The sequence below is a fragment of the Gimesia fumaroli genome (assembly GCF_007754425.1).
Taxonomy (GTDB): Bacteria; Planctomycetota; Planctomycetia; order Planctomycetales; family Planctomycetaceae; genus Gimesia; species Gimesia fumaroli.
Genome location: NZ_CP037452.1, coordinates 676,105 through 695,763, shown reverse-complemented (window position 1 = coordinate 695,763; position 19,659 = coordinate 676,105). Strand labels below are relative to the sequence as shown.

Annotated in this window: 15 protein-coding genes; 8 read left to right on the top strand and 7 right to left on the bottom strand. The window is 48.7% G+C overall.

What is annotated here, in order from left to right; genetic code table 11:
- The first annotated feature begins 199 nt into the window (after window positions 1–199).
- Both tatC and Enr17x_RS02720 read left to right on the top strand, forming a co-directional pair.
- A complete protein-coding gene (tatC, locus tag Enr17x_RS02725; RefSeq protein ID WP_145305697.1) occupies window positions 200–1,138 on the top strand; it encodes a twin-arginine translocase subunit TatC in 939 nt (312 codons plus the stop codon).
- Window positions 1,139–1,264: 126 nt separating this feature from the next.
- Window positions 1,265–1,939, top strand: coding sequence for a dual specificity protein phosphatase family protein (locus Enr17x_RS02720; RefSeq protein ID WP_145305696.1), 675 nt, complete (start codon window positions 1,265–1,267; stop codon window positions 1,937–1,939).
- Between the two features lie 44 nt (window positions 1,940–1,983).
- Here Enr17x_RS02720 and Enr17x_RS02715 read toward each other — a convergent pair whose 3' ends face one another.
- A complete protein-coding gene (locus tag Enr17x_RS02715; protein ID WP_145305695.1) occupies window positions 1,984–2,805 on the bottom strand; it encodes a hypothetical protein in 822 nt (273 codons plus the stop codon).
- 403 nt (window positions 2,806–3,208) lie between these two features.
- Between Enr17x_RS02715 and ppk2 the strand changes: the two genes are divergently transcribed.
- Window positions 3,209–4,123, top strand: a complete 915-nt coding sequence (ppk2, locus tag Enr17x_RS02710) for a polyphosphate kinase 2 (RefSeq protein WP_145305694.1) — start codon at window positions 3,209–3,211, stop codon at window positions 4,121–4,123.
- A gap of 37 nt (window positions 4,124–4,160) precedes the next feature.
- Here ppk2 and Enr17x_RS02705 read toward each other — a convergent pair whose 3' ends face one another.
- Together Enr17x_RS02705 and Enr17x_RS02700 are read right to left on the bottom strand one after the other, a co-directional pair.
- On the bottom strand, window positions 4,161–6,506 hold the full coding sequence (locus Enr17x_RS02705; RefSeq protein WP_145305693.1) for an exo-beta-N-acetylmuramidase NamZ domain-containing protein: 2,346 nt from the start codon (window positions 6,504–6,506) through the stop codon (window positions 4,161–4,163).
- 51 nt (window positions 6,507–6,557) lie between these two features.
- Window positions 6,558–8,234 carry an NAD+ synthase gene (locus tag Enr17x_RS02700; protein WP_145305692.1) on the bottom strand — a complete coding sequence of 559 codons (1,677 nt, stop codon included), beginning with the start codon at window positions 8,232–8,234 and terminating at the stop codon, window positions 6,558–6,560.
- A 269-nt stretch (window positions 8,235–8,503) separates the two neighbouring features.
- On the opposite strand from Enr17x_RS02700, the gene Enr17x_RS02695 reads away from it, so the two are divergent.
- A complete protein-coding gene (locus tag Enr17x_RS02695) occupies window positions 8,504–8,893 on the top strand; it encodes a hypothetical protein (RefSeq protein WP_145305691.1) in 390 nt (129 codons plus the stop codon).
- A 94-nt stretch (window positions 8,894–8,987) separates the two neighbouring features.
- Here Enr17x_RS02695 and Enr17x_RS02690 read toward each other — a convergent pair whose 3' ends face one another.
- On the bottom strand, window positions 8,988–11,297 hold the full coding sequence (locus Enr17x_RS02690; protein WP_198000935.1) for a HEAT repeat domain-containing protein: 2,310 nt from the start codon (window positions 11,295–11,297) through the stop codon (window positions 8,988–8,990).
- A 432-nt stretch (window positions 11,298–11,729) separates the two neighbouring features.
- Window positions 11,730–12,296, bottom strand: coding sequence for a CinA family protein (locus Enr17x_RS02685; protein WP_145305689.1), 567 nt, complete (start codon window positions 12,294–12,296; stop codon window positions 11,730–11,732).
- A gap of 126 nt (window positions 12,297–12,422) precedes the next feature.
- Here Enr17x_RS02685 and trmB point away from each other — a divergent pair, with 126 nt between their 5' ends.
- The gene (trmB, locus tag Enr17x_RS02680) at window positions 12,423–13,052 is read left to right on the top strand and encodes a tRNA (guanosine(46)-N7)-methyltransferase TrmB (RefSeq protein ID WP_145305688.1); all 630 of its coding nucleotides are present in this window, start codon (window positions 12,423–12,425) and stop codon (window positions 13,050–13,052) included.
- 31 nt (window positions 13,053–13,083) lie between these two features.
- On the opposite strand, the gene Enr17x_RS02675 is transcribed toward trmB, so the two are convergent.
- Together Enr17x_RS02675 and Enr17x_RS02670 are read right to left on the bottom strand one after the other, a co-directional pair.
- Window positions 13,084–13,758, bottom strand: coding sequence for a hypothetical protein (locus tag Enr17x_RS02675; RefSeq protein WP_145305687.1), 675 nt, complete (start codon window positions 13,756–13,758; stop codon window positions 13,084–13,086).
- Between the two features lie 62 nt (window positions 13,759–13,820).
- On the bottom strand, window positions 13,821–15,215 hold the full coding sequence (locus Enr17x_RS02670; RefSeq protein WP_145305686.1) for a TAXI family TRAP transporter solute-binding subunit: 1,395 nt from the start codon (window positions 15,213–15,215) through the stop codon (window positions 13,821–13,823).
- 310 nt (window positions 15,216–15,525) lie between these two features.
- Here Enr17x_RS02670 and serA point away from each other — a divergent pair, with 310 nt between their 5' ends.
- From serA to Enr17x_RS02655, 3 genes are all read left to right on the top strand, one after another.
- Window positions 15,526–17,151 (top strand): phosphoglycerate dehydrogenase, encoded by a 1,626-nt coding sequence (gene serA, locus Enr17x_RS02665; RefSeq protein WP_145305685.1) that lies wholly within the window; start codon window positions 15,526–15,528, stop codon window positions 17,149–17,151.
- A 312-nt stretch (window positions 17,152–17,463) separates the two neighbouring features.
- Window positions 17,464–18,114: an HNH endonuclease gene (locus Enr17x_RS02660; protein ID WP_145305684.1), complete on the top strand. Its 651-nt coding sequence runs from the start codon at window positions 17,464–17,466 to the stop codon at window positions 18,112–18,114.
- 231 nt (window positions 18,115–18,345) lie between these two features.
- A complete protein-coding gene (locus tag Enr17x_RS02655; protein ID WP_145305683.1) occupies window positions 18,346–19,659 on the top strand; it encodes a homoserine dehydrogenase in 1,314 nt (437 codons plus the stop codon).

Sequence of the window (19,659 nt, the reverse complement as noted above, 5' to 3'; positions counted from 1 at the left end):
TCATCCAGCGGGCAAATGGAGTGGGTACTCCTGATTCACTCTCCTGCAACGACGTGATATCATCGGGAGCCAATTGACCGTGTTCCATTTGTTCTGAACAGTACCCACTCATCCACCCGATGCCATTGTCGCTCATCCTGTATAGCGCAAATTGTGGTGATGCTGTTTGATATTGGTCTCTCCAGAATGATAAAGTTCCATGAAACCACATTCCCACGATCTATTTGATGAATCCACCATGAGTTTCGGGGATCACCTCGAAGCCCTTCGCGTTCACTTGTGGAAAGCGCTGATCGGCCTTGCCATCTGCGTTGTAGGCGCTTTATTCATCGGCCATAAAATTGTCGCTGTTGTCCGTGCTCCCATTGATGCGGCTCTTAAAGAATACAATCTGGATCCCCGCACGGAAGAAAATTCAGAAGAGAAACAGCAAAAGACCGTTGCAGAGTTGATTGCCAGCCTCAACAGTCGACAGGAACACACAGCCGAGTCGAAAGCATTGCAAGAAATCCTGCTGGATTATCAGCACCGGATTGATAATCTGGAAGAAAAGATGTCAGAGCCGGTCACGCTGGCTGTGCAGGAAGCATTTACCACGATCTACCTGAAAGTCTCTTTCGTCGCCGGCCTGGTATTTGCCAGTCCCTGGGTCATCTATCAGATCTGGCAGTTTGTGGCAGCCGGACTCTACCCGCACGAACGAAAATATGTCTATGTCTATCTCCCCATCAGTATTTTCCTGTTCCTGGGAGGGGCACTATTCTGTTTTTATGCCGTGTTCCCCTTTGTGCTCAACTTCCTGCTGGGCTTTAACAAACTACTCGGCGTGAATCCCCAGATTCGGCTCTCTGAATGGATCAGCTTTGCGATCACGCTGCCGTTGATGTTCGGTCTCAGCTTCCAGTTGCCGCTGATCATGTTATTCCTGGAACGCATTTCGATATTTACCGTGAAAGATTATCACGAAAAACGTCGAATGGCGGTTTTGATCATCTCGGTCATCTCCATGCTGATGACCCCCGCCGATCCCATGAGTATGGTCCTGATGATGATGCCGCTGATCATGCTGTACGAACTCGGGATTCTGATGTGCAAATATTTCCCGAGTGCCAACGCCAGCCCATTTGAGACAGCTTAAAACCGGCCTGGTCAGGCTCATTTTCCTCTGTTCATGGTTTGATAAGTTCCATTACAATGCCAGCCCTCTGGAGCATTGGCTTCCGGAGAAACGATTGTATCGATCACCAGGCCATTGAGGTTGAACATGAATACTCCTGATCAAGAATCCGTCGTCGAACTGACTGACGCGCCTACCAAGAATAAGAAATATCTCAAAATCTCTATCGCCGTCTGCGTCATGATTGGTGCCGGTGTTTTGTTCTGGGAGGAGTTTCTGGAGGATCGTCTGGTCGCCAAACGCTGGGGCGTGGTGGAACCGGGCAAAATCTACCGCAGCGGTCAGGTCTCCAGCTACCTGATAGAACCGATGCTCCGTGAGAATAAAATCGAAAAAGTGATCGCCTTAAACGGAAGCGACTTAAACAAACCTTATCTCAAGTCTGAAGTCGAAACGGCACGGAAGCTGAAGATTGACCATCAGGTATTACATCTAATTGGTGATGGTACGGGCGATGTCGAAGACTATGCCGAGGCCGTTGCAGAAATCATGCGTTGTGAGAAAGCAGGTAAGCCCGTTCTCGTGCACTGTGCTGCAGGAGCCCAGCGGACAGGCGGGGTCGTAGCCGCGTATCGCATGCTGGTTCAGAAAAAGACTCCCGAAGAAGCATACCACGAACTATTACAATATGACTGGAAGCCTAAAAAAGATCAGGCGCTCATAGATTATCTCAATCAAAACCTGGCCACGCTTTCCAAACTGCTGGAACAGAAAATCGAATGGTATGAACCGCCGGAAACGATTCCCGTCATCGGCAAGTAAACCATATCTTGCCCCATGGGCTAAAGATTTCATTTCGTGAGACACTATTTTCGCAAATTGGCAAACTGATTGCGCAGATATTCCTGAACCGTAATGGTATTCACGTCTTTGTTTTTGCGCAACGTTTCCCAGTGATGAATGAGTCCACGGTCTTTGTTGTCCAGCTTCCAGTGGATTTTGTGTTCTGCCCTTAAATGCAGCTTCTCTTCAAGCCGGGTCTGTAATTCCACTTCGATCGGAATCAGATCACGCGACCGAAGCTCCTGGTTCAAGGTAACCCGCGACCCTGGAGGCAACGTGTAAGGATGCAACACATAATTCAATCGGGCCATCCAGTCTGCAAACCGCAAATAGGTTTCAACCGACTCCTTCTGATCGGGGGCAACGCACTGGACTCGATAATTTATCAACTTGCTCTCCAGCGTTAACTGGTTTCTGGTATTATCAAACGCAATCTCAAATTCCGGATCGAGTTGAAATTTCAATTGCGCAGCGATTTCCTTCCCCGACGATTCCTGTCTTTTGATTTTATCGTGAATATATTCCTGGGTCTGGTGCCGCGCGACGTTCAACAGGTTTTTAATTTCATCGAAATTGATCACTGCTTTAATCATACGTGATTCATTTAGAATGATTAAACGCTTTTGCGCTGGATCAAAGATCGTGACTTCGCCGAGACCATCCACATGGTCGTACACTTTCTCAGCGTGAAAAATCGAGACGCTGCGGGAAACAATCGTCGGATCCACATTCGTTTGATGATGATAAACAGTTGTGCGAATTCGAAATTCCTGTGCCATGCATGTATTGATTCCCACAACATGCGCAACTGCAAACATGCCAATGACGAGAAATGATCTCCACATAACGGCTTTACTTCCCTGTGATAAAATTAACGAACGACTGTTGCTTTCACAGAATGTGAATACAACCAGCGGTGATTCGGTGAGTGATTTTTTGAAATTTGAGTGAGATGTGAAAGAAGAGAACGGGAGCCTAAAAAAAAGCCGGTTTTGCTGCAAGAGGAACTTTAAGCCAGCGGGAGCATTGCTGCCATTAAAAAGCCGGAGCAACACACCAGGACGGAAAACCGTAACCCATTACAAAAAAAGCACTTACAATCATTCACAAAAGCCGATTACGCGAAACGTTCTGCCTCTGAACAGGCTCCGGTTTCTATTTTCTTACCTGAACTTCATAATAAGTTTCCATTCGCAGTATTCCACAAAATCATTTTCATCTCAATTTCGAACGAAAACAGGACGAATTATGAGTTCTCAGTCTGGAAAAAAATCACAAGACCCTGCACTGTTGCCAGTGACCTATCACCTGAAACTCCCCAGAGATATTGTGCCAGAGGAAATCCAGCAGAAAGTAACGTCTGCAGAGAAAGGCCACGTTCTATGCGATACCTATCCTTACCGGACCAAACTGAGTCGCAAGAAGTATGAACGGGAAATCAAACCATTACAAATCGAACTATTAAAGTTACAAAAATGGGTACAGTTAAATGGCGAACGCATCGTCATCCTGTTTGAAGGACGCGACGCGGCTGGTAAGGGAGGTACCATCAAACGCTTCATGGAGCATCTGAATCCACGGGATGCCCGGGTTGTCGCGTTACCCAAACCAACGGAAACCGAACGGGGGCAATGGTACTTTCAGCGTTACATTCAACACTTGCCGACCAAAGGGGAACTCGTTTTTTTCGATCGCTCCTGGTATAACCGCGGTGTAGTGGAACCAGTCATGGGTTTTTGCCGACCTACCGAGCACCATACATTTCTCCGCGAAGCACCGCAGTTAGAAAATATGCTGGTCAATTCCGGGATTCATCTGTTTAAACTCTGGTTCTCAGTCAGCCGAGAGGAACAGTTCCGCCGGTTCAAAGCGCGCGAGACCGATCAATTAAAGCAATGGAAACTCAGTCCGATAGACATCAAAGGGCTTGGACTCTGGGACGAATACACCAAGGCTCAGAATGCGATGTTCATGGCCACCGACACCAAAGCCTGCCCTTGGACGGTGATTCGATCAGATGATAAAAAACGTGCTCGCCTGAACTGCCTGCGGTATGTCTTGAATCACCTCAATTATCCCAACAAAGATGAGGCACTGGTCGAAGATTTTGACTCACAAATCATTGGCCCCAAAGAAGTGATTTACGATACCAGTGAATGGTGAACCACAACTCATTCTGCCCTGACGATGAGTGCGTATTTTAATACAGTAAAAACTTCGCACGTCTGACCGCGAATTCGGCCAGTTCCTGTTGGGACAAAGCCTGTATCGCGAATACAGATTGACCAGCGACGACAGCATCAAAGACACGCTGATTCCCCAACAAACGGTTAAAGCTTTTGGTCTCCCACTGATCAGGAAACAACAATCGTAATTGATGGGCCACTTCCAGTCCGGTACGCACCGATTGAAACTGTCCCCGATCGGTGATAATAAAATTCACTCCCCCGCACAGCTCTCCTGAAAACTTACTGGACTCGGGTGTAAATTGAACGGGCACAAATCGGACTCCCGATAAACCGGACCGATTTAACTGCCGCGCCAGTTTCATCCCATCCAGCCAGGGAGCACCAATCCATTCAAAGGGAGTATCCGTTCCCCGACCGACCGAGAGATTGGTCGTTTCCAGCAAACCGATACCCGGGTAAAGAACGGCTTCATTCAGGTTCCGCATATTGGGAGAGGGATTCACCCAGGTCAGACCGGTCTCATCATAATACATGTCCCGTTTCCAGTTCTTGAGGGGGATCACCTGTAAATCTACATTGATCTTTAGCTCCTCATTAAACATCCGCGCCAATTCTCCGGCCGTCATGCCATGGCGAACGGGAATACGATGATAACCCACAAACGACTGTGATCCCTCCTCAAGGACAGGACCGGCAAAATCGACACCGTTGATCGGGTTCGGACGATCAAGCACAATGAATTTGATACCCTGTTTTTTTGCCGCCCGCATCGCGTTTCCCATTGTGGAAATATAGGTATAAAACCGTGTGCCGATATCCTGAATATCAAATACCAGTACATCCAGATCCTGCAGGCTCTCTGGTGTGGGTGTCCGCGTTTTTCCATAAAGGCTGAAGATTTTCAGGCCGGTTTTCTGATCAGTGGAATCGTCGATTTTCGCCACGTCCAGTTTACCGGCAAATCCATGCTCGGGGCTGAATAAGGTTTTTAAGTGAACGCCGGGAGCCGCTTGCAGGAGTTGTACCGTACTCTTCCCATCACGGCTGACGCCGGTGTGATTGGTAATCAGCCCAATCCGTAAACCTTTCAATGGTTTGAACTGCTGCTGGCGTAAAACATCAATGCCGGTTAATACCTCTAACTTGTCACCTGAAACCGCAGCCCCCCCTGTCTGTGGTTGTACGCGATCGTTAATTGCCGCGGCGGCGATGGTTCCAATACGCCCTGCGAGCGAATTGATCGAACCTTTTCCATCCGGATGAACCCGGTTGCTGAGAAAAATTACAAACAGCCCCTGCGCAGGATCAATCCACATTGACGTCCCCGTGAAACCACCGTGCCCAAACGCCTGACGTGAAAATAAATCACCTCGATTGGAAGAATAACGCGATAATTTATCCCACCCCAAACCACGGATCACATCCACTACGGGATAATCGCGGGTCATGATGTCCACGGTCGCCGGCTTCAAAATCTGAGCTCCACCATAAGTGCCCTGTTTGAGCAACGCCTGTGCATAAACGGCCAGATCTTCCGCAGTCGAGAATAACCCCGCATGCCCGGCAACTCCGCCCAATGCGTAGGCCCGCGGATCATGCACTTCGCCTTGCATCCAGCGTTTTTCACGTTGCTGAGTTGTAGCCGCCCGTTTTCGCAACTCCGCCCCGGGTAGATAACCAGTCTCTTTCATCCCCAGAGGCTGAAAGATATTTTTGCTCGAATATTCATGAACTGTTTGTCCCGTTACGCGTTTTACAATCTCTGCCAGTAAGATGAAGCCAACGTCGGTGTAAGCAAAACGGGTTCCCGGTTCGTAGTACAGCTTCAAAGCATAAATCCGTTCCATCGCTTGCTCGGGGCCATCCCGATAATCCTTCATTGAATTATCGGGAATCAGGCCTCCCTGATGGGTCAATAATTGATAAACGGTCACATCCTGTTTGCCGTTCGCAGCAAATTCCGGTATGTACTTCGAGACAGGATCGCTGAGCTTAATCTTTCCCCGCTCCACCAGCTGCATCACACTCGTCGCAGTCGCAACAGGCTTCGTCAACGAGGCCATATCAAATAGCGTGTCAGTCGTCATCGCGATTTTTTCAGGCTTCAGTTGACGATCGCCAAAAGCTTTAAGAAATACGATCTTTCCCTGATATCCTACCAGCACGACGGCTCCGGGCATCGAATTGCGTTCCAGACCGCGTTGAACGACAAAATCAATGAACGCCAGTCGTCCCGCATCCATGCCAACAGCTTCCGGCCTGGTGAACGGCAATCGACGCGGAACTTCTGCATGCCCATTCTGTAAGCTGAGAACAACAGACAGAAAACAGATGATAAACAAAGCATGACTTCTCATAGATTCATCCCACTGCGATACTCAAATTGAGAGATATTGTCGTGACAATGATTACTCTATTTCCCATTGAAATCGAGCCGCCATCGGCATTCGACGTCCTGACCCAAAAGCGCGGGTAGACAGTTTGATCCCCGGAGGCATCTGACGCCGTTTAAATTCATTTCGATCCAGCTTATTGGCAACCCACCGAACTGTTTCAATGGGATATTCTCTGGCCAGGCTCTGAACGGAAAGCTCGTCTTCGATCAGGCCTTTCAGAATGGAATCCAGTAAATCATAAGGGGGCAATGAGTCCTGGTCGAGCTGATTCGGCGCCAATTCCGCACTAGGTGCCTTTTTCAGAATATGTTCGGGAATCAGCGTGCGCCCCCCTCTCTGGTTTACATGCTCGGCGACTCGGTAGACGTCACGTTTAAAGACATCACTGAGCACGGCAAAGCCCCCCGCCATATCTCCATACAGTGTGCAGTAGCCGACTGCCAGTTCGCTTTTATTTCCGGTCGCCAGAGCCATCCAGCCATGCTGATTACTGCGAACCATGACATTCGCTCCGCGAATTCGAGCCTGCAAATTCTGGTCGGCCAGTCCCGCCGGCTGGATCTTTAAATCGTCTCCGATCACAGGCAGGTTCTCAAAAGCACGATGTACTTCGTCAATGGGAATGATTTCATAATCCAACCTCAGATTTTTCACCAGCTCCAGCGAATCAGCTACACTATGTTCGCTACTATAACGACTCGGCAGCAACAACGCATGCACGCGTTCGGGGGCGATCGCCTCAGCAGCGATCGCACATGCCAGCGCACTGTCAATTCCCCCCGATAAGCCCAGCACACAATCGGCAAAGCCGCATTTGTACATGTAATCACGTAAGCCAAGGACGAGCGCCTGAAATAATTGTTCCTCGCGAGAACTCGTTTCGATTTCAAGTGAGACCGCTTCCAGAGACTGCTCTGTGTCATATACTTGCAGGCCTTCTTTGAACCCGGGCATCTGCAGTACGATCTGGTTGTTCTGATCGGTCACAAAGCTATGGCCATCAAATACCAGGTCATCATTGCCTCCCACCTGATTTACGAATAGATAGGGAACAGTATATTGACTAACATGCGCATCCACAATTTGATGACGGCGTTCTCGTTTATCAATCTCAAACGGACTCGCTGAAATATTAATCAGCAAATCAGAACCAGCGTCTGCCAGGATCTTCACCGGATCAGGCAACTCCAATGGTTGGTTGTGATAAAATGTATCCGGCTGCCCCCACCAGGCATCTTCGCAGATATGCAATCCCAGCTTCAGGCCCTGAAATTCAATCGGCTTGATCTGTTTCAAATCGCCGTGTCGAAAATAACGCTGCTCGTCAAACACATCGTAATTGGGAAGTAGCAATTTATGAACGCGGGACACCACTTTCCCCTGATGCAGCAAGCTGGCGGCGTTGGCGATCCGTCCTGCTGGCAGATCACGCCCAGTTGGATGCCCGAGGATGACACCAATCTCCGATTTGATGTCTCGTGCCAGGCGTTCGACGGCCCGGTCACAGGCTTCGATAAATCCTTCCCGCAAAAGAATATCTTTGGGAGGATAGCCACAGACGACCAGTTCTGAAAAAAGGACCAGATCAGCGCCCGCTTGTTCTGCCTGCTGTACCACTTCCCATATTCGCTGACAATTTCCAGAGAGATCTCCCACTGTTGGATTCAGTTGTGCCAAGGCAATTTTCACAGACGTTCTTTACTCCTGAAACAGATGCTATCGGTATAGCGATTTTAACGGTCGTTCTGGCTGTAGCACCAAAGCTCGCCAAAAAGTAGCGTACTTTCAATGGCACTTCTAAAAAAACGGTACGAATTACTGACTTTTTTTTGACCCGATCAGAGACTCGAACTAAGTTTAAGTGAGCAGATCCATATCTCTCAAGGGAACAGGGCTATCGTCTATGCCCACTTAGTATTGATTCCCCACCTCGAATCATCCCGGGACTGAGATCTCTTATGACACATTCTAGAAAAAGAGCGTCAACAGAAACAGGCACACGACCATTACTGAGTCATACTTCGATCCTGATTATCAGTATCTTTATTCTCGGAATGGCAACGGGAGAGCTTTCTACCCTGCCTGCAGACAGCACCTTTCTGATGATGGGCGTGTTTGGCCTCGTTTCGTATTTCGGGCTGGGTGCCCTAGCCTCCACAAGAGAACGCAAACGGCGTAAGCAAGTTCTGGAGCAAAAAGGAGAGGCACTGGCAGGACGGCTTGATCGTCATTTAACCAATGACACTCAAACCAATACCCCTCAACATGTCGCATCGGCGCCCCCTGATCAATGCAGCCAATACCAGACGGTCAACACACAACCTTTCCCATATCGAAACCGCTTATAAACTTCTGCCTGTTTGCCTGGTGCCATCAATGGAAAACGGCTCTAAGCGGAATCGTTGCCCGCTTAGAGCCGTTTCTGATTTCACTGAACAAACTTTAGTTAGCAGAAGGAGGACTGACTCGTCGAACGCGACTTAATGCATTCTTCGCAGCAGTTCTGACTTCGGAATTCGTATCAAACCGTGCCTTCTGGAGTTCGGGAATCGACTTGTGAGCATAAGGCCCGATTTCTCCCAAAGCATAGGCGGCTCCGGCACGAACCTGGCTGGCTTTATCCTGCAAAGCAATAGACAAAGCAGCAATGACCCGATCATCTTCCGGCTTGAGATCAGCCAGACTATAGCTGGCCAACCAGCGGATATTCACATCCTTCGACAGCAGGCAATCCGCCAGTGTTTTATTGGCCTGGTATTTCCAATCAGCATTCTGGGCCAGTAATTCCGCAGTATGCAGGCGGACATACTCATTATTGTCAGACAGAGACCGAACTAGAATCGGAGTCAATTCCTGAGATTGGAAACCAATCTGAGCCAGGACCGCGGCAGCAAAGGAACGATCGCTTTCCACTGAGGAATTCATGGCATCGATCAATGTGGGAATAGAATCATCGGTATTCCCTTCAATTTTCCATAAGGAGAACGCACACTGAATCCGGACTCCCATATTCTCATGCAATGAAAGAGATCTCAAGGCAGGTACAGAAGCAATCGCTTCCCCTTCCATTGCTCCCAGACGCTGAATCGCCTGCTTGAGCATCGGAACTTCAATCGAATCGAGTTGTCCGACCAGTCTTCGTACTTCCCCTTTCGCATCCGGACACATTCCAACCGCTGTCATGGGTTGAGTGACTTCCGGTTTGGGTTGACTCACAACCGCATTCTGCACAAAAGGTTGTTTGCTTTGTACGACCGGCTGCACTTCAATCTGACGTGAAACAGGACTGATTGTTGTTGTTTTCATTTCAGGATCAATCGGATTCCACTTACCAATCCGAGTCACAGCCCGCCCTTCAAACGGCGATGCAACGGCGGCGAACTGATTTGAATTCTGATCCTGTTTTTCGAACGGATTTTCCTGTTGAACTTCTGACACCGTCTGCTCAACCAGTTGGAATCGAGGCTGCTCGCTGGTCAGTTCTGCTTCAGGAGGTGTGAAATCGGCAATCAGTTCGTTCTGTAATTCACGCATCAGTTCATAAGCAGAACGTTTCTTTTTCTCTTTTCTCTGAACCGGTTTTGACTCAACCCGGGCGACCTGCTGTTCTCGAACGATTTCCACTGTTTTTTTCTCTCTCGCAACAGTCTGCTCCAGCCGTTTCAGATCATCGTCGGTCAGTTTCCTGAATCCCACTTCTTCTTTCGCTTCAGGACGGGCTTCCGCCTTGGCCAACAGTTCCTCAAAGTCTACTTTTTCTCGTTGTATTTGTGGCTTTGCTTCCTGTGTCTGTGCTACTTCCGCCTGCGGTTTTTTAAACGCTGATTCAGCCAAAGCCGGATCTGTTAAAAATGGATTCTCGATTTCCTTTCCGACATTCTTTTTGGCCAGATTGTCTCGAATCACGCGGAACGGAGAATCCTTTGTGTCTACAACTTCGATCTTCGGCTGCTGAGCCTGCTTCTTCTGATCGGACTGAGCGACAGATTTTTCAGTGACTTTTCGAAAGAAGTCTTTTTCCATTCCTGCCGTACTCAGTTTCTGCTTTCTCTGCTGAGACTGGGAATGATTGACCATTTTCATGTCCGTTTTCGCAGCTTTCAAGGTTGGATCACTCGAGAGCTGGGCGATATTCTGTTCCACTCGCTTCAACAATTGCTCATTCAACTTATAGGCGTTGGTGCCCTTCTTTAACTCTCCCCGACCACCAACAGCCATTTTGCTGCTCGCCAGAGCCTTCTGATATTGCTGTAACGCCTGCTGTTTTTCTCCACGCTGTGAATGCAGATGTGCAATAATTTCATGCGCTTCTGCAGGCGTGCTGATCTTACAGAGCTGTGTATAGCTCTCTGACATTTTTCCCTGAATCCCAAGCACAGTTGCCAGACGCGTTACTGCACGCTCACTCTTCGGATCAAGATCAACCGACTCCTGCAGAATTTCTTCTGCCTGCTGATACTTTTTCATCTTGTAGAGTGCATAGCCATAATCACTCAAGAGTTCCGGATTTTCAGGAGTCAACTCCTGGGCTTTTTTGAAATACCCCAACGCTTCCTCGCGTTCCCCCAGTCGATAACTGACAATAGCCAGCCTGTGACAGGCAAAGGCGCGTTTCGGATCTGCCTTATGAATTGTTTCGTAGGCTTTCTTCGCCTTCTCCAATTCTTTTTTGTTCTCCAGCTCCTGAGCAGCGACCATTTTGCTGTCCAGGACTTTTTGCCTGGTGGATGACGGGAGCATGGCTGTGGGCATGTGTGAACAACCAGCGAACGGAACAGCGACAGACGCTGAAAGAACTGCGGCCCAAATACTGCAGCGCTTCATTATGAAATCCTCGAAAAAGACACGTCGAGAGCGATTAGTTTGTTTTAGCCGTTTCGTGAATACGATTCCCTGGAAACATCTGAGAGCCAGTTCAAGTTTTGTCCGAGTAGACCACTCTACCGGGCGCCATTCCATTTACATCGATCATGTCAAATGAAATGTTTTGAACGACCACTCACGGCCTAATGAATAGTTCGGTTATTCACGTTGTGCTGATACAAGGGGAACCACAGAATATCGCGCTCATAACGAAGATCGTGCCGAAAGAACTGGTTGTACCGCATAAAAAAACAAGGCAACGTCTTCCGAAAAGCTAGAGTTTGACGATTATCCGAAATTTGCCACCAGGTAGTCGAATCACTAAGCTGATGGTTCTAAAGCGGATAAAATGAGATTCAGCATCTGACGGGCGGCGGCAAGCTGCCTGTGCTGCCGGAGTGTGAAATCAGCACCAGTCTGAATATCGAGCGGCATTTCTTCCATCAGAGCATCACATTGAAAGGTTTTCACGGTAAAAAGTTCGGGAGGACTATCGAAACCGGGCACCGTTCGCATCGCGACTGCAATACAAATCACCCCATCCTGTTGCTGGGGGGCATCCGGCCCCAGATGCCCCGTTATCGAAGCAGCCACCGATGCTTCCGGGGTTTGTCTCAAAACTCCCAGTGCCATCTCGCAAGCGGTCTCAATGCTCACATCCGTATATTCCTCCAATGTTTCCGGCTTCACTCCAAGCCATTTCATTTTGGTATCCCAGCGGTAAACCACTGCAGAACCACAAAAGTACTCAGAAATCCCGGGCAAGCTCGTTAATAAGTTCGCAACCAGGCCTCCGGTACAGCTCTCAGCAAGAACCAGTCTCTGCCCCTGTCGTGTCAGGGCCCCTTTGACCTGTGTCGCAGCCTGGATTAAAAACTCGGGTAACATCGGGATCTCCCAAAAAACAACCTTCTGCCCTCGATTGATAATTTACACATCACGCCATCTATTCTACAGTGTGGACGTTGTAATTATTACCTTCTCGCAGAATCTGAAAGTTCCACTTCCCGAATCATGTCGCGTTCTAAACCTACCAAAGACCTCAAACCCTATTTTCAAACTTTAGAAGATCTGGAAGGTCCCTTCGACTGGTCTGATTTCTTTGACAATGACAATCCGGTGGTTCTGGACGTGGGAGCCGGTCGTGGTTTATTCTTGTTCAATGCCAGTGGCGCCAGCCCCGATAAAAACTTTCTGGGTATGGAAATTGATTACCGTGAAGGGCGGCGGGCTGCGACAAGATTACTCAAAGCCGAACGGCCGAATGCCCGCGTATTGGGCGGCGATGCTCGCATTGCCTTTGATAAATTCATCTCGGATTCTTCAATCTCGGAAGTACACGTTTACTTCCCTGATCCCTGGTGGAAAAAACGGCATCATAAACGCCGCATCTTTACGGATGTCTTTGTTACCCGGATCACCAAGGCACTCAAGAATGGTGGAGAACTTCATTTTTGGACTGATGTGGAAGACTATTTCGAACGAGTCAAAAATCTGATGGACCATGCCCCTCAGTTTGTTCAGCGGGAAGCGCCGCAGGAGAGCCTCCCCGAACACGACATGGATTATCAGACCAGCTTCGAACGAAAAAAACGAAATGAAGGCTGGAAAATACACCGTGGGCTCTGGGAACTTCAAAAGTAAACCACGCCGTACTAGCCCATTCGTTGCCAGATCAGTTGTCTAAAACGGCCTGCTGCAAATCGATCGGTCGGTTAAATTTGGCCCGACGTCCGATATGATACCACCAGATCCCTCGAATCGGATAAAACAGTACCGACCGGACATGTTCGTGCTGTTGCTGAATGCTGCTGAGATAGTCTTCTTCAAAACACGGCAATTGCTCCCGCAGTTGAAGATGTTTGATTTTCATCAGATCGTCGACCGCAGTCAGGTGCTTATCACTTAGAAGATCTGTCTGCTCAATCCCAAACGACTGCACAAACCGCCGGGGAGGCGCAGGAAAAATCAACGACTCCCGATCGTTGGCCGTCACCAGAGAATAGTCTTCTTCAAAGACTGTCGTAAAACTGTGAAATCGTCCGTAAGGCGACAGTGTGACTTGAAAAAAAGTCGCGTCATTCACACTCTCCCAGGCAAGAATAAAATTCTGTTGCCAACGATAAATGCCCACCATTTCATACCGCATTGACTGAGCCCAATCGGACTCGATCTTACATTTTTCCGTCAGAAAATCATTCCAGTCTTCTTCAGGCAACAAGATTAATTGAGGAGACCTCATATGTTGAATCGCATAATAAATCAGAATGGGAATCAAAACGAACAGATAACAGACAATGATTCCCAGTAAGATCCATAAACCATTGATAAAATTGGCGTTAGCCAGCATAACCCGATTCCGGAAAAAATAAGTATGACCGTCGATGAACCACTTACGACGCGATTGCTCGTTTAAGATTTACTTATTTTCTCACCCATGCGATCAATTTTCCAGCCTAAAAGTTTAGCGTTAATTTTATCACTCAACGCATGGCACATCTCCAGAAATGCATCGGTAGCCCGATCTTCATTCAATTCGTGTGCTGAGAACTGCTCCAATGTACTCTGACGTAGACTGGTTACGTCATCGAGCAGCGTCTGTAACGCAGGACCATCATCCTGATTGTTTCCATCTACCTGCATTTGTTTGTTTTCAATCTCCACAAGCTGCCTGATATAGCGATCCAACCTGTGCTCCTTTGCTTTAGAACGCCGCTTCTGAACCCATCGAAATAACAAATAGGCGGCAATCAGCACCGATACAAGAAATGATCGCATCCCCTCTGTTGCTTCGACAAAATCAGAATTCAGAAATGGTTTCAGTTCAGGGTTATAAACATGATCTGCACCAGAATGCACGGGAAAGCCCTGATTGTCTTGGGCAAATTCATATCCTGCAGCAAACAGTTCGTTTAAATGCATCTGACGCGAAAAATTCTGATGCAGAATAATCCCAGTCACTTCTGCAATTAGAGGATCAGCCAACGATTGCCGCGTCAGTAGATGCGCACCACAGGCAACGGTCTGCAGATTACTTTCCGGTACAATCGGTTCCTGCGTTCGAAACATACCAGCTGGAATTTCATATTCATAAAAATGAGATGCCTTCCGAGTCAGTGCACCGGTAAAGGGAATTTCCAGAATGCGATAATTGCCTGTCTCCAGTAAATCATGCAACACAGGCGCTTCGATCCCTACTGTCACGATCGCCGCATCCAGTGTCTTCTCTTCAAATTGATCTTCGATTTCGTGATAGGATAAATATGCGGGTTCGATCTGATCCATGTTGAGTTGTAAATGTCGTAAGAGCGGCAGGCTGGCTGCCAGATCTCCCGATCCCTGATCACCAATGGCAATTCTGCGCCGCTTGAGATCTCCTACACTTTTGATGTCGGAATCAGCGGGCACAATGATATGCAAAACCTGTGAATATAGATTCGCAATGAAACAGATCTGATCCTCTGGTTGCACCATCAACTTTGGCTGCGCTTTCCTTTCTGGTTTCAGTATCGATAACGCATCCTCGGCTCCCGGCTGGTAAAATGCCAGATCGACTTTTCCATGACGTAATAATTCCAGGTTTTCCAGCGAGCCTTTCGTCTCCAAAATTTGCACGTTGATCGGCAAGCGTTGCTCCAGCATCGCTTTCAGTTGCACAGCCATTCCATGATATCGACCTTCTGGATGACCGGCGGCAATGGTAATCTGAGTCGGAAATGCCGTCATCCAGCGATAGGTCTGATGCAGGATCACCGGCAAGAAAATGAGCAGGAGCACAATCAGAATTTTAAATAAAGAACGTTTCATATCTATCTTCTTCGATGAATTCTCAAAAATAGTAATCCCTGATAACCTCAGCAGAATGTGCACAGAATATCATACTGATTTGCGCTGAGGTTATCCCCTTTACAGGCGGAAATTGATGGTTTCCTTCTTAAAAACGAAACTCACCCCAAAGAGTATTAAACTGTTTTTGGATTTCCCGACTTTGCAGTGCCGTTTGCCTTGGCGCGATTTTTTGGCGAACTATGCTAAGGGACGATACCTCTGTATCATTAGGGAGTCGTTGTGATTTCCCTGACCTTTTTTCCATGTATTTATTAAGCGAGTGAGTTCCATGTACCGAGTCCTGATCACGGACAACCTTTCGCCAGCCGGTCTTAAAGTTCTTGAGGACAATCCGGAAATTGAATTGGATATCCGCTCCGGTCTTTCGCCGGAAGAAGTACGGGAAGCACTCAAGTCGGCAGACGGAATCATTATTCGTAGTGCCACGAAACTGACAGAAGAAGTTCTGAAAGATCAGCCCCGATTGAAGGCGATCGTACGAGCCGGTGTTGGCGTCGATAACATCGACCGTGCTGCCGCCACACGGGAAGGGATCGTTGTGATGAATACGCCGGCTGGAAATACCACCAGTACTGCGGAACAGACGATTGCCTTAATGATGTCACTGGCCCGTAATATCGGCCCGGCTTACGCCACCATGAAAGAAGGAAAATGGGAGCGTAAAAAATTGACCGGAACTCAGGTTGCCGGCAAAACTCTGGCAATCATTGGGTTAGGTCGAATCGGACTTTCCGTAGCGCAACGGGCACAAGGTTTGGAAATGAAGGTCATCGGATATGATCCCTTTATGTCAGCCGAACGCGCAGCCGAGTATGGCATTGAGCTCTATAAAGAAGTCGATGAACTGGTCAAGCACTGTGACTTCCTGACGGTGCATACTCCCTTAACAGACGAAACACGTGACCTGATCAATGCCGAGCGCATCGCCACGATGCGTCCTGGAGTTCGAATCATCAACTGTGCACGGGGAGGTATTGTTAATGAAGACGATCTGGCCGATGCACTGGAATCTGGTAAAGTCGCCGGCGCAGCCTGTGACGTTTTCACACAGGAACCCCCAGAAAACCGGCGTCTGATCAATGCCCCGAACATGCTCGCAACACCGCACCTGGGCGCTTCAACCGATGAAGCTCAAGAAATGGTCGCTCTGGAAGCCGCAGAAATCATTTCCGACTTTCTGACGAAAAATGAAATTCGTCACGCCATCAATATGATTCCTGTTTCAGGAGCGGAGATGGCAGATCTCAAACCACATATCGAACTGGGACATCGACTGGGACTGTTCTTATCTCAACAGACTAAAGGCAGTCTTAAGAATGTTCAAATTCAGTATCGCGGAGAAGTAGCTGAAAAACAGACTAAACTGATCACTTCCAGCTTTGCCGCCGGTTTGCTCTCCAACGCCTTCGAAGCCGACGTGAATATCGTGAACGCCACTGTCTTCGCGAAAGAACGTGGCATCGACATTTCGGAATCTCGCTCAACAGAAGCGGGTACGCTTTCAACACTGATCAGCGCCACCGTTGAAACCGAAGACGGAAAATGCTCTGCTGCTGGTACGATCTTCGGACAGGACTTCCTGCGTCTGACAAAACTGGACGAGTTCTACCTCGATGCGTACCTTGATGGCAACCTGCTGATTTATCGGCACAATGATGTCCCCGGCCTGATCGGCTATATCGGCACTGTCCTGGGTAATCACAATGTCAATATCGCTCATATGGCTTTAGGCCGCCTGCAAAACCAGCCGGGTGGCGAAGCCATCGCGGTCCTCAATGTGGATGGCGAAGTTCCTGAAGCGGCAATCGCAGAAGTTTCCAGCCATAAAGAAGTTTCCTGCGTGAAACTCATTAAAATGCCGCCTGCAACCGCTCCGCTATCCTGGTTGCAATAATCTCATATTGGCTTAATAGTCGCTTCATCAACACTCTTTGAGACTGATGAAGCGACTGATCCATTTCAGTATACATTTTGCCCCATCTCCCCGGTAACAGTTGATCGGGATCCCCCCCAAAGTGTAAAATATCTGCGGTAAAGGTACGCGCCTGATTCAACTAAGGATTTTGCAAATTTTAATTGACTGCAGCACCAGTTAAGGTATTATGCCCGTCAATTCAAATGTTTCTTTACTATTGAGTCGCTTCGATTTTCATCGTACCCCGATATTGCCATAACCTTGCTCAATGATCTGGAGGGTGGGCGGCATATGATATCTGCAACTACCGGTAAGGCACAGTCCAGCGCCATGCAGGCGAGCGTGTTGGCGTTGAACAAGACTTATTCGCCGGTTCACGTCATCTCCGCCAAGCGGGCCTTTTGTCTATTGAGTAAAGACATTGCGGAAGTCATCAGTGTGGAAGATGGCACCTTCATGAACTATGACTTCGGTTCCTGGATTGAAATCAGTGGGCTGAGGTCAGAGTTCAATGAACGAACGGAACTGGAAGACTGGATTCTGACCGTCAATTTTGAAATCCAGGTTCCCCGTGTCGTTCGCCTGCTTCGCTATGATCGCATCCCCAACAATACCATCAAGTTTAACCGCCGCAACATCTTTATCAGAGACAGCTATCGCTGCCAGTACTGCCAGAAGAAATTCGGGGTGAAGCAGCTTAGTCTGGATCACGTCGTCCCCCGCTCTCACGGAGGCGGCATGAGCTGGGAAAATATTGTCAGTGCCTGTCGCCGTTGTAATACCAAAAAAGGAGGTCGCACGCCCTCTCAGGCTGGCATGAAACTGCTGCAGAAACCGGCAAAACCCAGTCGTAATCCGGTTCTGCTCCAACAGGTAAAGCATGAAAAATATGCTTGCTGGAAAAATTTTGTTGGCGGTAAAGAGTTACTTTCCTGCGACTGACTTCGCTTTATCACATCACACAATCAGTTGAACATGTTCCCCCCCTTGGAATCTTGAGATATTTGTCGTAAACTGACCCGTAAAATCGACATATTTCCCGATATTATGACGATGAAATCAACTGATTTCTCTAGCCATGGTTCCACTCACCCCGAGGACCGTCTATAGTACGGTGCTGATATTTAAGCCCCTCGCTACAATTCACCGTGTTTACAAATTCAGGAATCTGGAATGTCGTCTTCTCCTTTAAACGTGGCCATTATCGGTATGGGAACCGTTGGTACTGGTGTCGCGAAAATCTTGCTCAACCGCGCCGAACAAATGACCACACGCGCCGGCCGCCCGATTCACCTGAAGCGGGCTGTCGTGAGAGATCTTTCCAGACCACGCGAGATTGACCTGCCAGCAGAAGTACTCACCGACGATATTGAAGCGGTCATCAATGATTCCTCGATCGACGTCGTAATTCAACTCGTCGGCGGAATTGATCCGGCTTACGATATCATGCTGCGTACCCTCGAAAGTGGTAAAGATGTCGTGACCGCGAACAAAGCGCTGCTCTGCGAAAAAGGAGAAAGTCTGTTTCAACGCGCCAAAGAACTGGGACGCTGTATCAGCTTTGAAGCAGCAGTCGCGGGAGGAGTCCCATTAATCGAAACGGTGACTCAAGCGATGTCAGCCAACCAGATTACTTCGATTGAAGCCATTCTGAACGGAACCAGCAATTACATCCTGACGCAAATGTTTTCGCATAATGTGAGCTACGAAGACGCGGTCCGCTCTGCTCAGGAAATAGGGTACGCCGAAGCCAATCCAGCGATGGACGTGGATGGAACCGACGCTGCCCAGAAGCTCGGCATCCTGGTACAACTGGCACTGGGAATCAAGGTTGGCCTGGACCAGTTCCTGAGACAAGGCATCGACTCACTTTCACTGGCCGATTTACAATACGCCCACGAACTGGGGTATACCGTCAAATTACTGGCAGTCGCCAAACTTTTGGATGGCCAACTGGAAATGCATGCTCAACCCACGTTGATTCGCAATGACAACCCATTGGCCCACGTAGAAGATGCCTACAACAAGATCGCCCTGGAAGGTGACGCAGTGGGCAAAATCTGGCTGTCAGGTATGGGGGCCGGCCAAATGGCAACCGCTTCTGCCGTGGTCGCCAACCTGATTGATGTGGCCGTCGGCCGTGCTGCGATCACGTTCCCCCGATTGGACCTCTGGAATCCTCGCCCGGATATCAGCATCATGCCGCGCGAAGAGATCTCCCGGCGTTACTTCTTGCGATTGAATGTGGAAGACCGACCGCACGTTCTGGCTGATATCACGAACGTGCTCGGAGACCACGAAATCAGTATCGCCAGTTTAGTACAGCACGAAGCACCCGAAGTCGATCAGTCCGAGGACTACCCGATCGTACCATTAGTGATTATGACCCATCGTACGACAGAAGGCCGCTTCCAGGCCGCCAGCCGGGAGCTGGATCAATTGACTTGTATCCGAGCTCCCTTCGTGCGTATGCCGGTCAACGATTGA